The organism is Streptomyces sp. NPDC053755, from assembly GCF_040677675.1.
GTDB lineage: Bacteria > Actinomycetota > Actinomycetes > Streptomycetales > Streptomycetaceae > Streptomyces.
The window spans coordinates 58711-73668 of record NZ_JBFASK010000003.1 but is presented as its reverse complement, the minus strand read 5'-3'; the positions used below and the strand labels follow the sequence as shown (position 1 = coordinate 73668).

The following is a 14958-nucleotide window of genomic DNA, read 5'->3' as shown; positions in this document are numbered from 1 at the left end:
TGTGCCGGGGGGCCGCTCGGTGATCGGCTCGGTGTCCGGTCGGATCAGGCGCCGTAGCCGCCGTCACGGTGCTCAGCGTGGCCGTCGACGTTCGCGCACTGGTTGCCGAACGCCGGGTTGATCAGGCCGATGACGGTCACGGTGTTGCCGCACAGGTTGACCGGGACGTGGACCGGGACCTGCACCACGTTGCCGGAGGCCAGACCGGGCGAGTTGAGCGCGGCACCCTGGGCACCCGAGTCGGCGACGGCCATGCCGGCTCCGCTGAGGGCAACGGCACCCGTGCCGGCGAGAACAGCGGCAGCCTTCGCGATGCGAGACATCAAGAACTCCTTGGACGTGGAAAAGCGACCGCGAGAATCACGGCCGTCGTTCCCCTTCAACGCCGAAAGGGCGCGCGAGTCACGGTTTTTAGGCCGTACGGAACGACATCGGGAAAAGAGTGGCCCGCAGACCGGTGGCCCACCCGCCGCCGGATACGACGGAGCGGACCCCCGGATCTGCGAGCCGCGGCCATGCGACAAGCCTTCCGGTGTAACGAGCAACGACCCCTCGGGTGGCGGGGAAGAATCGTGTCTTCACCCGCCGGGTCATCGGTCGCACACCAGAACGCCGTCAGGCCGTCGGCTGCGCCAGGCCCAGTTCGGGGCCGAGCGTTCCCCGCGCGGCGGGGCCGATGACGCCGAGCTGCGGCTCCGCGAGGGCCGGGAGCCCCGCGTGCTCACCGCGCGGCTGGGTGAGGGGGTTGCCGAGCGTGGCGCCGGGGGTCGCGGTCGCCATCCGGGCGCGCGGGTTGGCCACCTGGGCGGTGCCGGGCCGGCTGCCGTCCAGTACCTCGGGCAGCGGGGCGGCCACGAGGGTCTCCGGGACGGTGGTGCCGAGCGGCACCTGGGGCAGACCGACGTCCGGCAGCGCGGCGGCGCGGCCGTGCTGGAAGCCGGTGGGGGCTCCGGGGACGGGCATGGGGACCCCGCTCGCCACGGTGGGTGCGTCCATCGGGATCACCGGCTCGAGGCCCTGGAGCGGAACGATCACCGGCGCCTCGGCGGCGGTCGCGGGGGCCGCCATGGCCGCGGAGGCGAGAGCGGTCATGAGGATTCCCATGCCGGCTTGAGCTCGCAGATTCATGACTGCGTACGTCCTTCAGAGCAGGAGACAAGGGTGCGGTGGTGCTGCGCCCTGTGAACGAGCCCGCCGCGGAGAACGTCGCGAGAATTCGCCTGGTTGCAGCAATGGAAGAGCCCCCCACCGGTGACGGCGGGGGGATCGGTTGACGGCACGTCGGCGCGTTGTGTCAGCCGTCGCGCTCGGAGCGCCGGGCGCGGACGAGGCGGCTGCCGCGAAGACGGAGGACGGCCCCGCCGACCATCAGCGCCGCGCTGGCGGCGGCGGCGCCGGCCAGCTCGGGCGCGCTCCCGGTCTCGGGCAGCACGGCCCTGCCCGGCCCGCCCGGCGCGCCGGGAGCGTGGGGGGTGTGGTCCGGGGCCGTCGGCGGCGTGGACGGCGGGACCACAGGAGGCGTGACGGGAGGCTTCTGCGGGTGCCCACCGGGCGTACCGGGCTGGTCGGGCGTGCCGGGCTGGTCGGGGGTTCCCGGCTGGTCGGGCGTGCCGGGCTGGTCCGGGCTACCGGGGCCGCCCGGGATGTCAGGAGTACCGGGGTTGTCCGGGCCGCCCGGATGGTCGGGGCTGCCAGGGCCACCGGGGGTGTCCGGCTGATCCGGGTTCCCGGGCTGGTCCGGATTCCCCCCGGGGCCACCCGGGTTGTCCGGGCCACCGGGGTGGTCGGGGCCGCCAGGCCCACCGGGGTTGTCGGGGCTGCCAGGCCCACCGGGGTTGTCCGGCTGGTCCGGGTGGTCGGGGCCACCGGGGCCGCCCGGGGTGTCAGGAGTACCGGGGTTGTCCGGGCCGCCCGGATGGTCGGGGCCGCCAGGGCCACCGGGGGTGTCCGGGTGGTCAGGGCCTCCGGGGTTGTCCGGCTGGTCCGGGTGGTCAGGGCCACCGGGGGTGTCCGGCTGGTCCGGGTGGTCGGGCGTGCCGGGGCCACCGGGGTGGTCCGGCTGGTCGCCGTACCCGCCCGGGTGGTCGCCGTACCCCCCGGACTCGTCGCCGTAGCCGCCCGGCTCGTCGCCGTACCCGCCGGACTCGTCTTCGTGGCCGTAGCCGTGGCCGCCCGCCTCGTCCGCGGTGGAGTGGACCTGCGGGTGCCGGCCCGTGGCGGTCCCGGGCGCGGCTTCCGCCGACGCGGCGAAGCCGCCGGTCAGCGACAGGACACCCGTCGCGGCCGCGGCGGTGAGCAGCTTCCTGCTGATGTTGGATCGCATACCGCTCTTCCTCTGGAGAAAGGGAGAGACCGGCAGGGAATCCCCCTCGCTCCGACCGGCCTGTCCACGCATTCGGTACGTCGGTCGTCGGCGGACCGTTGGTCGTGGGGTTGGCGAGAGCGTAAGGAGCGGCGCACCGCGGGGACCGGAACCACAGGTCGGCGATCGGGGAGAGTCATTCGATCGGCCGAAAGGGGGCAGCGGTCGGACGCGGAGGGAGCGAGCGCCCGCCGGGTGGAGCGAGGGTGCGGGCGGCCGTCAGCCGCCGAGCGGAAGACCACCGAGGAGCTGCGTGCCCTTGCTGGTGTCGTTCAGCGTCTCCGTGGTCTCCCCCACGGTCTCGACGACGGAGCCGTCCGTGGTGCTGCTCAGCGTGTCCGTCTTGAGTCCGTCGCTGCTGAGCGCCTCGAGACCGCCGTCCAGGCTGGTGGGGACGGCCGTCGGCTCGGCGGCCATGGCGGGCGCGGCGGCGGCCAGCGCCATCACGGAACCGGCGACGACCGCGGCAACCTTGGTGGGCTTCATGGAGTGAGTCCTTCCTCGATGACGTCTTCACAAGCAAGTCGCTTGCAGCACAGGCCTCTTGGCGGATTCCTGTACGTCGTTCCGTCTTCTGTAACGAGACGTTCGCTCCCCGGAAACTCCGGGAGGAAGGATTTCTCGACACTGCACCCGAACGAAGGGGCGCGGTCCTATTTGCCGATCGCACACGCGAGCGCCGTGCCGGTCCGGGGATGCGGGACCGGCACGGCGCGGGTTCGTGCGCCGCCGCTACGGGGCGGAGAGGGGCGCCTCCGCGGGAAGCTGCGGGGCGGTCGCCGGCGGGTCGGCCGGCAGCTCCGGCAGTGCGGGGAGATCCGGCAGGGGGAGCCCGCCGAGGAGTGACTCCACGAGCTGGTCGATCAGTGAGGTCAGGGGTGTGGTGATCTGCGAGACCAGATCGGTGACGCCTCCGAGGGGAAGGGAGGCGAGCAGGTCCGCGACCGTCTTCTCGACGGCGGCGACGGTGTCGCCGATCGGGTCGGCGGGCACCGCCTTCCGGGCGGGGGTCTCGGAGTCGGCGCGCGTCGCCGCTTCCGCGGCGGCTCCGGCGGAGACCCGGGCGGCCACTTCCGCGGCGACCTCGCCGGCGGTCCGCGGTGTGGGCGCGTCCGCTTCCACGGCGGCCGGGGCGGGACGGGTGGGGTGGTGTTCGTCGGCGAGGGCGGATCCCGCGGCGCCGAGGGTGAGTGCGGCGGTTATCGCCAGGACGGTGAGACGGCGTGATGCCAGGGGACGCATATGTGTTCCTTTTCCTTATGCGTCGGACAACTTCCCCGCCACCGTGCCTGCGGTGATAGCGCTCCGCAACGGCGGCGCTACGGAGCGCCATACCTCCGTTCGGGTGAATGCACCCCTCTGACCTGCTCCTCCGAGGGGCGTACGCCGTTGCACCGGACGGCGCACACGGGTGCGTCCGAACGAGGAAAGGCCGACACGCCGCTCCCTGACGGGGCGGCGCGCCGGCCTTGGAGGGACCGCGATGCGGGGCGCGAGATCAGACGTTGGCGCAGGTGTTGCCGAAGCTCGGGTTCAGGAGCCCGATGACGTTCACGGTGTTGCCGCAGAGGTTGATCGGCACGTGGACCGGGACCTGCACGACGTTGCCGGACACGGCGCCCGGGGAGTTCAGGGCGGCACCCTCGGCGCCGGAGTCGGCGGCGGCGACACCGGTGGCACCCGCGACGGACGCGGCGACACCGATGGTCAGGACTACAGCCTTCGCGATACGGGACATGGGGAAGCGCTCCTCGATTGTTTTCTCGACCTGGGGACCGGACGACCGGCTCGCGCACGGTTTCGCCCGACTCCCTCAACAACGCGGACCCATTTCTTTGGTTGCGCTCCCGAACGGGTGACGTTCAACCGATCTTTGGGCCATAGGAGGGCCATTTGGGGGAGTGGGCCGGGAATGGCGCAACACGCTCAACGAGGAACCGGCCGCCCGGATACGGGAGTTAGCGTTTCCGGGCATCTAATGCTTACTATCGCCCGGCATCGGGGTTATAACGTTCCCGAACGTTGCTTCCGGTCCCGCCGCGCGTTCACCCATTTCGTGCGGACGACATCTCCCTCTCTCCCGATCTTCACGGGTCTTCCCTTCCTCCTCTCATCAAAGCGGAGAACCTGTATGCGGAATTCAACGGTTCGTGACGCGCACCGCGGTGCTTTGTGCGCCCTTTCCGCGAACGCCGTCCGGTCCTGACGTGCGGTCCTCACGAGAATCGGATTCCTCCGCCGCGTTCACCGTTCTGCACGCGGTCCAGCCCGGTGACGCCGGGGTCGCCCGCGTCGTCACGGACCTGGTCCGGGGGCAGCTCGGCCAGGGGATGCGGGTGGCGGTCGCCTGTCCGCCCGGCACGCCCCTCGCGAACGCCGTCCGCGCCGAAGGGGCCACGGTGCACGCGTGGCGGGCCGGGCGCGAGCCCGGCCCCGGGCTGGTCCGGGAGACCCGCGATCTCGCGCGGCTGATCCACGGCGTCGGCCCCTCGCTGGTCCACGCGCACAGCGCCAAGGCCGGGTTGTGCGCGCGGCTCGCCCTGCGCGGACGCGTGCCGACGGTGTACCAGCCACACGCCTGGTCCTTCGAGGCGGCCGACGGCGCGGTCGGTGCCCTGGCCCGGCGCTGGGAGCGCTGGGCGGCGCGCTGGACGCACCGGATCGTCTGCGTCAGCGAGGCCGAGCGCCGTACCGGCGAGGAGGCGGGCGTCCGGGGAGCCTGGTCGGTCGTCCACAACGGTGTGGACACGGCCAGGTTCGCGGCCGCCGCCGCGAGGTTCCCCGCCCTGGAACCGGGCGAGGGCCCCCTCGTCGTCTGCGTCGGGCGGCTGTGCCGGCAGAAGGGGCAGGACGTGCTCCTCGCCGCCTGGCCCGCCGTCCTCGCCGACGCCCCCCGGGCCCGGCTCGTCCTCGTCGGCGACGGGCCGGACGCCGCGCGGCTGCGCGGCCGGGCACCGAAGTCGGTGCGCTTCGTCGGCGCCGTGGACGACATCGCCCCCTGGTACCGCGCGGCCGATCTCGTCGTCCTGCCGTCCCGCTGGGAGGGCATGGCGCTGGCGCCGCTGGAGGCCATGGCGAGCGGCAGGCCGGTGGTCGTCAGCGACGTGGCGGGGGCGCGCGAGAGCCTGCCGCCGGAGCACGAACCGCTGTGTCTGGTCCCGCCGGACGACCCCGCCGCCCTCGCCGCCGCCATCGGCCGCCTTCTCGGCCGGCCGGAGCTGCGGCACTCCCTGGGCCGCCAGGCCCACGAGCACGTACTCAGCAGATTCGATGTGCGGCGCACCGGCGCGGCCGTCGCGGACGTGTACCGCGAGCTGGCCGGAGTGCGGTGCACCGAGCACAGAGAGCCGATTGCGCAGTGACTACGGAAAGCACGAGCGTTCCTCCTTCGCCGGGCCCCTGGCCCTCGGCGCGCAAGGCCGCCCACGGTCTCGCCTCCCTCGCCCCGCCGCGTGACGCGTCGGACCGGCTGGCGCTCCCGCCGCGCCGTCCCGCGCCGGTGCGGTTCACCGCCGTGCCGCTCATCGCGGCCGACGTCCTGGCCGTGCTGCTCGCCGCCTGGCTGATGCCCGCTCCATACCCCGCGGTCCGGCTGGTGCTGCTGGTCGCCGGGTGCGTCCTCGCGCTCGACTCGTACGCGGGTCTGCACCGGCCCGGCTCCCTCACCGCCGTCCTGGACGAGGTGCCCGCGCTCGCCGCGCGTGCCGGGGTCGCCTGGTGCGTGGGGGCCGCCGCCGTCGCCGCGTTCACCCCCTCCCTCGCGCTCGGTCCCGGCGCCCTCTGTGCCGCGTACGCCACGCACCTCGCCACGGTGTGCGCGGTGCGCGGCACGGTCCGGGCCCGGCGGCGGCGGGTGTCCCGGGCGCAGCCGCGCTCGGCGCTGGTGATCGGCGGGACGGGTGCTGCGCGCCGGTTCGCGGCGACGATCGGCCAGCACCCGGAGTACGGGATCCGGCCGGTCGGGATCGTCGGCAGCCGGCAGGACGGCGGGACCCCGCAGCCGGCCGGGGAGCCGGGCCTCCCGGTGCTGACGAGCATGGAGGAGATCCATCGGGCGGTCATCCAGAACACCGTCCGGGACGCGGTGTTCCTGACCGAGGACGCCGGCCTGGTGAAGCTCTTCCAGCACTACGGCTGCACGACCTGGCGAGTGGGCGGCGAGGGCCAGGACGGGCCGATGAGCGACCATCTCTGGGGGTACGGCTGCCGTCGCCTCGTGCCGCCGTCCGAGCGGCGCGGGCTGACCGCGAAGCGCGCGCTCGACCTCGCCGTGGCGGGTCCCGCCCTGGCCCTGGCGCTGCCCGTGCTGCTGCTCTGCGCGCTGGCCGTGCGGCTGGCCGACGGGCCCGGAGTGCTCTTCCGGCAGGAACGGGTGGGACAGAACGGCCGGCTGTTCACGCTGCTGAAGTTCCGCACGCTGCGCCCGACCGACGAGGCGGAGTCGGCGACCCGGTGGAGCGTGGCCAACGACCGGCGGATGAGCGCGGTCGGCAACTTCCTCCGCCGCACCTCCCTCGACGAGCTGCCGCAGCTGTGGAACGTGCTGCGCGGGGACATGAGTCTCGTCGGGCCGCGCCCTGAGCGCCCCTACTTCGTCGCCCAGTTCAGCCGCATCCACGTCGGCTACGCCGCGCGCCACCGGATGCCGGTGGGGCTGACCGGCCTCGCGCAGGTCCACGGGCTGCGCGGTGACACCTCGATCGAGGACCGCTGCCGGTTCGACAACCACTACATCGACCACTGGTCGCTCTGGCAGGACGTCCGCATCCTGCTGCGGACCGCCGCCGGGCTCGTGCGACCGGCGGGGAGCTGATGATGGCGACGGCCGTGGCGGTCGTCCCCCCGTTCGACGGCGTACGCGACGGGGTGCGCAGGGCGGTGGCGCTTTCCCCGGTCCTGCTGGTGATCGCGCTGCTGCTCGTCCCGGCCGCCGGGGGCGCCGAGGGCGGGACCGGGGGGACGGGGACGGTCGCGGACGCGGCCTCGGGACTGCTCGTACTGATCTGCCTGGTGCGGGTGATGCGCGACGGGCGGCGACCGCTGACCCGGGGCGCGGCGGTCGTGCTCGGCCTGCCGGTCCTCGGGATCTGTCTGGCCGCGATCACCTCGCACGACCCGGCGGCGAGCCTGCCGGGTGTCGCCCGCTACGTCCAGATCTTCGTCCTGGTCCCGGCGGCCGTGCTCCTGACGATCCGCGACCGGCGGGACTTCGCCGTGATCGCGTGGGCGCTGGTCGCCCTGGCGCTGCTTCAGGGCGCGGTCGGCGTGACGCAGTACCTCACCGGCACGGGCGCCTCGTACAGGGGCGAGGACGTCCGGGCGGTGGGGACCTTCGGGCCGACCGACGTGATGGGGATGGCGACGGTCGTCTCGTACGGACTCGTCGTCGTCACCGGGATCGCGCTGGGCAGCGGACGGGGGCGGGCGCGGACGGCCGCCGTGGTGTGCGCGGGGCTGCTGGCCGTGCCGCTGACGCTGTCGTTCAGCCGGGGCGCGTGGATCGCGACCGTGCTCGCGTGCGCGCTGCAGCTGCTGCTCTCCGGGCTGCGGAGGGCCGGGCGGGTGGCGCTCGTGACGGGCGCGCTCGGGGTGGTCCTGGTCGGCGGCTTCGGGGTCGGCTCGGCGATGGTGAAGGAGCGGGTCACCAGCATCACGCAGGTGGCGGCGGCGCCGGACCAGTCGGTGACGGACCGGTACACGATGTGGGCGGCGGCCGGGCGGATGTGGCGGTCGGAGCCGGTGACGGGGGTGGGCCTGAAGGGCTTCCCGCAGTACCGCGACTCGCACGCCTCGGTCGCGCTGTCCTCGGGCAGCGACACGGCGGGCGCGGGAGCGGCGTTCCAGCGCCAGCCGCTGCTCTCCCCGCACAACATGTACCTGCTGGTGCTGAGCGAGCAGGGCCTGGTGGGGCTGGTGGCGCTGGCCGGCAGCTGGGCGGCGCTGCTCGTCGGGGCGCTGCGGCGCCGGTCGCGGGGCGCGGACTGCGCGCTGGTGGCGACCGGGCTGCTGTCCTGGCAGCTCATCGACTTCTGCTACGCGGACATCGGCGGCCCTTCCACGGTGCTGATGTCGGTCGTCCTCGGCCTGGCGGCCTGGTGGTCGCTGGCGGAGGTGAGACGTGCGTGACCCCTGGCGCGGGGAGCCGGAGCCGACGGACGGGTCCCGCCAGCCGGAACGCCCGGGGAGCGGCGCCGCCGCTCCCCCGCCCGCCGCTCCCCCGCCCGCCGAACAGCCGCTGGGGCGCCGGCCCCAGGCCGTGGCCACGGCGGCCCGCGTGCCGTCGTGGGCCGCGGAGCGGGCGGCCGGTGACGGGGAGCCACGTCCGGGCGGCGGGGAACCCGCGCGGGCCGCGGACGGCGGCGGCGACGCCGGCTTCAGCGGCAGCGCGTCCCGTCCGGGCGCGGGACGTGGCGGCGTGCACCGCCGGGTCCGGGGCCGGAGGGGGCGGCGGTCGCGGCCGTGGTCGGCGTCCGGCCGGTTCCTGGCGCGGGCGGCGGCGGTCACGGCGGGGCTGACCGCCGCCGGGGCCGTCCTGGGGCTGGTCCGGGACCAGATCCTGGCGCGCTACTTCGGGGCGGGTGCCGAGACGGACGCCTTCCTCATCGCCTGGACCGTGCCGGAGTTCGCCTCGACGCTGCTCATCGAGGACGCGATGGCGCTCATCCTCGTGCCCGCGTTCGCCCGCGCCCTCGCCCGGCGCGGCGGCGGCCGCTCCGGCGACCCCGTCCATGCCCTCGTGCGCTCCACGCTTCCCCGGCTCGCGCTCACCGTCAGCGCCGTCTCCGCGCTGCTGATCCTCGGCGCACCGCTGCTCGTCGCCGCCCTCGCCCCCGGGCTGCCCGACCCCCGGCTCGCCGTCGACTGCACCCGGCTGACCGCCACCTGCGTGCTGACCTTCGCCCTCGCCGGCTACTGCTCGGCCGCCCTGCGCGCCCACGGCCGCTTCCTGCCGCCGGCCGCCATCTACGTCGCGTACAACGTCGGGATCATCGGCACGATCGTCCTGCTCCGCGAACCGTTCGGCGTCCGGTCGGCGGCGGCCGGGGTCGCCGTCGGCGGCGCGCTGATGGTGCTCGTCCAAGCGCCCTTCCTGCTGAGAGAGCTGCGGCGGCGACCGGCGCCGAAGGAGCGGCACGCCGGGCCCGTACCGGCCGACGGGCGGCTCCTCGTGCTCGGTCTGATCGCCCCGGTCATCGCCTTCGCGCTCTCCCGCCAGTCCCAGATCCTCGTCGAGCGGTTCCTCGCCTCGCCCCTGCCCTCCGGCGCCATCTCGCATCTGAACTACGCCCAGAAGGTGGCGCAGATGCCGATGATCCTGTCCCTGATGCTCTGCACGGTGAGCTTCCCGGTCATCGCCCGCGCCATGGCCGCCGGTGACGTCGAGGGCGCCCGCCGCCGCGTCGAACGGGACCTGCTCCTCGCCGCCGTCGTGGTCCTCACCGGCGCCTCGATCGTGATCGCCGCCGCGCCGCAGATCGTCGAACTCCTCTTCCAGCGGGGGGCGTTCGACACCGACGACACGACCGCGACCGCCGCCGTGATGCGCGTCTACGCCCTCGGGCTGCTCGGCCAGACGATGGTCGGCACGCTGGTCCGCTGCTACTTCTCCGCGGCCCGCCCCCTGTGGTACCCGGCCGCCGCGATGGCCGCGGGGCTCGCCGTCACGGCCGCCGCCGGGGTGCCGGCGGCGGCGCGGTGGGGCGCCGTCGGCATCGCCGCCGCCAACGCGCTGGGCATCACCCTGACCGCCGTGATGCTGCTGGCCGGGGCGCACCGCCAGTCCATCCCGGTCCACGTGCGCCACCTCGGCGTGGGTCTGCTGCGGCTGGCCACCGCCGCCGCCTGGGCCACGGCCGCCGGCTGGCTCTGCTCGGTCCTCATCGCCCCGGTGGTCCTCTCCCTCGCCGTCGCGGCCCTGACCGCCACCGGCGTCTTCCTCCTCTTCCTCGCCTGCGCCGCCCATGCGCCGGATATCCCGCCCCTCACCCGCACCGCATCACGAAGGCTCGCCCATGCCCGCTGTCATGGCGCCCCGCGCCGCCGCGATTCGCCGTCTGCTGCCGAAGCCGCCCCCGTGGGTGGCGATGTACCACTCGATCGCGGACGTCCCGGATGATCCGTACCGGGTGACCGTCTCCCCCGTCCGTTTCGCCCGGCAGCTGCACTGGCTGAACGACCGGGGGCTGCGCGGTGTCTCGGTAGGTGAGCTGCTCGAGGCGACCGCCGCCGGGCGCGCCAGGGGCCTGGTCGGCCTCACCTTCGACGACGGTTACGCCGACTTCCTCGACGCGGCCCTCCCTCTGCTGCGCGCCCACCGCTTCACGGCCACCGTCTACGTCCTGCCCGGCCGTCTCGGCGGCGAGAACGCCTGGGACGAGGAGGGCCCGCGCAAGCCGCTGCTGACCGAGGACGGGATCCGGCGCATCGCCGACGCCGGGATGGAGATCGGATCGCACGGCCTGCGGCACGTCTCCCTCCCGGCCGCCGACGACGCGACCCTGGCCGACGAGACCGGCCGCAGCCGCACCCTTCTGGAGGAGATCACCGGCGCGACGGTGGCCGGCTTCTGCTACCCGTACGGCCACGTCGACGCCCGGGTGATCCGGGCGGTGCGGGAAGCGGGCTACGGCCACGCCTGCGCCATCGACCCCGGACGGCTGACCGGCGTGTACGCGCTGCCGCGGGTGCACATCGACGACCAGGACACGTCCTGGCGGCTCACCGCCAAGCGGGCCCTGCACCCCCTGCGCCGCCGCTACCCGGCCGACCTGACGTCACCCACGGCCGCCCGGGACATCCGGGGCGGCCGGCAGGTCCCGGGCGGCGACAGCGCCCGGCGGTCCTCGGCGGACGTGTCATGAAGGTTCTCCACGTCATCACGGGACTGGGCATCGGGGGCGCCGAGCAGCAGCTCCGGCTGATGCTGCGCCACCTTCCGGCCCGCAGCGAGGTCGTCACCCTCACCCACCCCGGGCCCGTCGCCCGGGGCATCGAGGCGGACGGCGTGCCCGTCACCCACCTGGGCATGGCCGGAAACCGCGACCTCGGCGCGCTGCCCCGCCTCACCAGGATCGTCCGCCAGGGCCGCTACGATCTCGTCCACACCCATCTCTACCGCGCCTGTGTGTACGGCAGGATCGCCGCCCGCCTCGCCGGGGTCCGCGCGGTCCTCGCCACCGAGCACTCCCTCGGTGACACCCAGATCGAGGGCCGGCCGCTCTCCACCGGCACCCGCGCGCTCTACCGGGCGACCGAACGGCTCGGGACCGCCACGGTCGCCGTCTCGCCGAGTGTCGCCCGCCGGCTGGAGGGATGGGGTGTGGCCCCCTCCCGTATCCACGTCGTTCCCAACGGCATCGAGACGGCCCGCTTCGGCTACGCCGAGGACGCCCGGCGCCTCACCCGCAGGACGCTCGGCCTTCCCGACGGGGCCTTCGTCGTCGGCGGGGTGGGGCGGCTCGCCCCCGGCAAACGCTTCGACCGTCTCGTACGGGCGGTGGCGTCGGTGCCGGAGGCGCGGCTGCTCCTCGTCGGCGAGGGCCCGGAGCGGGAGCGGCTCCTCGCCGCGGGCCGCGAGTGCGGGGCCGCCGACCGGATGCTGCTCGTGGGCGCGTGCGAGGACCCGCCGCCCGCGGGGGCCGAACGGCCCGACCTGCCCTCGCTGCTCGCCGCGATGGACGTCTTCGTCTCCACCTCCCCCGACGAGACCTTCGGGCTCGCGGTCGTCGAGGCTCTGGCCGCCGGGCTGCCGGCGCTGTACGTGGCCTGTCCGGCGATCGACGACCTGCCGCCCGACGCCGCCCCCGGCGCCCGCCGGATCGGCCCGTCCGTCCCCGAGCTGATCAGCGCGCTGCGCGGGATCCGGGACGCCCGCCTCGCCCGGCTGCCGCAGCCGGCCGCCGCACACCGCTACGACATCGCCCACAGCGCCCGGCAGTTGATGTCCCTCTACGAACAGGCCGTCCACGGCACCCCTCCTCCCGCTAAGCGAGCTGCCCGATGAACCCGTCACGATCCGCCCTGAGAAACACCCTGCGCACCCCGCGCCGGTGGTGGGTGCTGCCCGCCTCCGTCCTCGTCGGCGCCACCCTCGGCGGCGGCTACGGCGCCCTGAAGACCCCGCAGTACGCGGCGACCAGCTACGTCATCGTGGTCCCCGGCGAGAAGTCGGACCCGGCGGCCGCCCTCGGGTTCGCCCAGGCGTACGGCAGGGTCGCCACCGACATCGCGGTGACCGGCGACGCCCAGGTGTGGGCCGGTGTGTCGGCCGCGACGCTGCGCTCCGGCGTGCAGACCGCCACCTCCCCGGACGCGCCGATGATCTCCATCACCGCGCGGGCGGCCAAGCCCGCCAAGGCGGTGGCCATGGCCGACGGCGTCGCCCGCGCGCTGGTCCTCAACAGCACGCACGTCTCCGCCAGCACGGGCGTGAAGGTCGTGCAGTTCTCCCGCGCGACCAAGCCCGCTGCCCCCGTCTCGCCGTCCGCGCCGCTCTCGGCGCTGGTCGGCGGCTCCGCGGGCGGGCTGCTCGGCGGCCTGGCGCTGCTCGTCCGCCCCCGGCGCGGCGTCCGCGCGGAGGCCGGCTCCACCCGGCAGCAGCAGCCCTCGGCACCGGTCCCGGGCCCGGCCGCGGCCTCGTCGCCGTCGTCCGGGTCGTCGGCCTCGTCGTCGCCCGCGTCCGTGCCGGCGGACGCGCGCCGGCCGGAACCGGAGGCGGTGTGACCGCCGGCGCCGCGCACGGTCTGCGCGGCGAGGTCTGCCGCGACGGCGCGGAGTTCGGCCGGCTCGGCGAGCGGTGGACGTCGTTGTACGCCCGCTGTTCCACGGCGACCCCGTTCCAGTCCCACTCGTGGCTGCACTCCTGGTGGCTGTCGTACGGCAGACCCGGGGCGCTGCGCGTGGTCCTCGTGCGGCGGGAGGACGGCGAACTGGTGGCGGCGGCGCCTCTGATGCGCGCCCCCGGCCCGCTGCCGGTCCTCACCCAGCTCGGCGGCACGATCACCGACTTCACCGACGTCCTCCTCGACGACGCCTGCCCCGAGGCCGCGGCCGCCCTGGCCGAGACGCTGGCCCGCGTGGCGCGGGGCGCGGTGATCGACCTGCGCGAGGTGCGACCGGGTGCGGCGGCCGAGCGGGTCCACGCCCGCTGGCGCGGCCCGCGTCGGCGGCTGGCCGACTCGCTCTGTCTCGAGCTGCCGGCGGTGCCGATGGACGCCCTGCTGGCACGGATCCCTTCGGGCAAGGCTCAGCGCGTGCGCGCCAAGCTGCGGAAGCTGGACGCGCTGGGGATCGACGAACGGATCGTGAGCGGCGAGGAGGTCCCGGCGGCCCTGGAGCAGCTCCTGAGGCTGCACCGGCTCCAGTGGCGCGGACGGGGGGTGACCGCGGAGCACACCAGCGACCGGTTCGCCCAGCACCTGGCGCGGGCCGTCCGGCCCATGGTCGAGCGGGGGGACGCGATGGTGACCGAGTTCCGGCTGGCCGGTGACGTGGTGGCCACCGATCTCACCCTGATGTCACCCCGCCTCGCCGGAGGTTACCTGTACGGCGCCGATCCCGAGCTGCGCGCCCGGAAGGTCGACGTGGCGACGATGCTGCTGCGGCACGGATCGCGTCAGACCAGTGCGAGCGGCCGCTCGACGCTGAGCATGCTCCGGGGCACCGAACCGTACAAGCTTCACTGGCGGCCCGAGACCGTCCCCAACCAGCGTCTGATGATGACCGGTCCGGCGACGGCCCCGCTGCTGTGGCTGCGGGCGGGCGCCGCGGACGGCCGGCGCTGGGCGGCCCGGCAGGCACGGGAGCGGGAGTGGCTGGGCCGGGCGGTGCGGCGGCTGCGGGGGCGGACGAACGGCGGCGGAGGATGATCTCCTCCGCCGCCGTGGGGAGTCGGTGACGGGTCAGAACGGCCAGGCGCCGTTCACGACACCCGCCCAGTCGATCTTCACGGAGGCCTTCCAGCCGTCCTTGGGGACGCAGACGGGGCCACCGATCCAGCTCTCCACCCACGAGCCGAGGTCCAGAGCCCAGCACTCGGGTGCGGGAGCGGGCTGGGGAACCGGCTGCGGCTGCGGCAGAGGCTTCGGGGGGACCTGGGGCTTCGGCTCGGCCTTAGGCGGAACCTGGGGCTGGGGCTCGGGCTTCGGCTCGGCCTTCGGGGGGACCTCGGGCGCGGGCTCGGCCTTCGGCGGCACCTCGGGTGCGGGCTCGGCCTTCGGGGGGACCTCGGGCTTCGGCTCGGCCTTCGGCGGCACCTCCGGCTTCGGCTCGACCTTCGGCGGAACCTCGGGCGCGGGCTCCGGCTTCGGCTCGGCCTTCGGCGGCACCTCCGGCTTCGGCTCGACCTTCGGCGGCACCTCAGGCGCGGGCTCCGGCTTCGGCTCGACCTTCGGCGGAACCTCCGGCGCGGGCTCCGGCTTCGGCTCGACCTTCGGCGGAACCTCCGGCTTCGGCTCGGTCTTCGGCGGAACCTCAGGCTTCGGCTCGGGTGCCTTCGGCACGTCGGGGTCGGCCGGCTCGGGGAACTCCGGGTCTTCCGGGAACTCGGGGAACTCCGGGTCCTCGGGGTCCGGGAAGTCCGGGTCCTCGGGGAAGTC

At 74.8% G+C, this 14958-nt stretch carries 14 protein-coding genes; 8 read left to right on the top strand and 6 right to left on the bottom strand.

Features of this window, described 5'->3' with window-relative positions; all coding sequences use genetic code 11:
• Window positions 1-44: 44 nt before the first annotated feature.
• The 6 genes from AB0K65_RS04960 to AB0K65_RS04935 all read right to left on the bottom strand — a co-directional run bounded on the left by AB0K65_RS04960 (window position 45) and on the right by AB0K65_RS04935 (window position 4100).
• Window positions 45-323, bottom strand: a complete 279-nt coding sequence (locus AB0K65_RS04960) for a chaplin (protein WP_365714311.1) — start codon at window positions 321-323, stop codon at window positions 45-47.
• A 292-nt stretch (window positions 324-615) separates the two neighbouring features.
• Complete coding sequence (locus tag AB0K65_RS04955) at window positions 616-1128, bottom strand: hypothetical protein (RefSeq protein ID WP_365714310.1); 513 nt, start codon at window positions 1126-1128, stop codon at window positions 616-618.
• A gap of 166 nt (window positions 1129-1294) precedes the next feature.
• The gene (locus tag AB0K65_RS04950; protein ID WP_365714309.1) at window positions 1295-2323 is read right to left on the bottom strand and encodes a hypothetical protein; all 1029 of its coding nucleotides are present in this window, start codon (window positions 2321-2323) and stop codon (window positions 1295-1297) included.
• 258 nt (window positions 2324-2581) lie between these two features.
• Window positions 2582-2848 (bottom strand): hypothetical protein, encoded by a 267-nt coding sequence (locus tag AB0K65_RS04945; RefSeq protein ID WP_365714308.1) that lies wholly within the window; start codon window positions 2846-2848, stop codon window positions 2582-2584.
• Between the two features lie 246 nt (window positions 2849-3094).
• Window positions 3095-3604, bottom strand: coding sequence for a hypothetical protein (locus AB0K65_RS04940; RefSeq protein ID WP_365714307.1), 510 nt, complete (start codon window positions 3602-3604; stop codon window positions 3095-3097).
• Window positions 3605-3860: 256 nt separating this feature from the next.
• A complete protein-coding gene (locus AB0K65_RS04935) occupies window positions 3861-4100 on the bottom strand; it encodes a chaplin (RefSeq protein ID WP_365714306.1) in 240 nt (79 codons plus the stop codon).
• A gap of 469 nt (window positions 4101-4569) precedes the next feature.
• On the opposite strand from AB0K65_RS04935, the gene AB0K65_RS04930 reads away from it, so the two are divergent.
• From AB0K65_RS04930 to AB0K65_RS04895, 8 genes are all read left to right on the top strand, one after another.
• Window positions 4570-5724 (top strand): glycosyltransferase, encoded by a 1155-nt coding sequence (locus AB0K65_RS04930; protein ID WP_365714305.1) that lies wholly within the window; start codon window positions 4570-4572, stop codon window positions 5722-5724.
• The gene (locus AB0K65_RS04925) at window positions 5721-7175 is read left to right on the top strand and encodes a sugar transferase (protein WP_365714304.1); all 1455 of its coding nucleotides are present in this window, start codon (window positions 5721-5723) and stop codon (window positions 7173-7175) included. Before AB0K65_RS04930 ends, AB0K65_RS04925 begins: the two co-directional genes overlap by 4 nt.
• Before the next feature lie 2 nt (window positions 7176-7177).
• Window positions 7178-8488, top strand: coding sequence for an O-antigen ligase family protein (locus AB0K65_RS04920; protein ID WP_365714303.1), 1311 nt, complete (start codon window positions 7178-7180; stop codon window positions 8486-8488).
• A 289-nt stretch (window positions 8489-8777) separates the two neighbouring features.
• A complete protein-coding gene (locus AB0K65_RS04915; protein WP_365714521.1) occupies window positions 8778-10478 on the top strand; it encodes a lipid II flippase MurJ in 1701 nt (566 codons plus the stop codon).
• Window positions 10375-11223 carry a polysaccharide deacetylase family protein gene (locus AB0K65_RS04910; protein ID WP_365714302.1) on the top strand — a complete coding sequence of 283 codons (849 nt, stop codon included), beginning with the start codon at window positions 10375-10377 and terminating at the stop codon, window positions 11221-11223. Before AB0K65_RS04915 ends, AB0K65_RS04910 begins: the two co-directional genes overlap by 104 nt.
• The gene (locus AB0K65_RS04905) at window positions 11220-12365 is read left to right on the top strand and encodes a glycosyltransferase (RefSeq protein WP_365714301.1); all 1146 of its coding nucleotides are present in this window, start codon (window positions 11220-11222) and stop codon (window positions 12363-12365) included. Before AB0K65_RS04910 ends, AB0K65_RS04905 begins: the two co-directional genes overlap by 4 nt.
• Window positions 12362-13084 carry a lipopolysaccharide biosynthesis protein gene (locus tag AB0K65_RS04900; protein ID WP_365714300.1) on the top strand — a complete coding sequence of 241 codons (723 nt, stop codon included), beginning with the start codon at window positions 12362-12364 and terminating at the stop codon, window positions 13082-13084. Before AB0K65_RS04905 ends, AB0K65_RS04900 begins: the two co-directional genes overlap by 4 nt.
• Complete coding sequence (locus AB0K65_RS04895; protein ID WP_365714299.1) at window positions 13081-14229, top strand: GNAT family N-acetyltransferase; 1149 nt, start codon at window positions 13081-13083, stop codon at window positions 14227-14229. The genes AB0K65_RS04900 and AB0K65_RS04895 overlap by 4 nt, the downstream gene beginning before the upstream one ends.
• Window positions 14230-14958 lie beyond the last annotated feature (729 nt).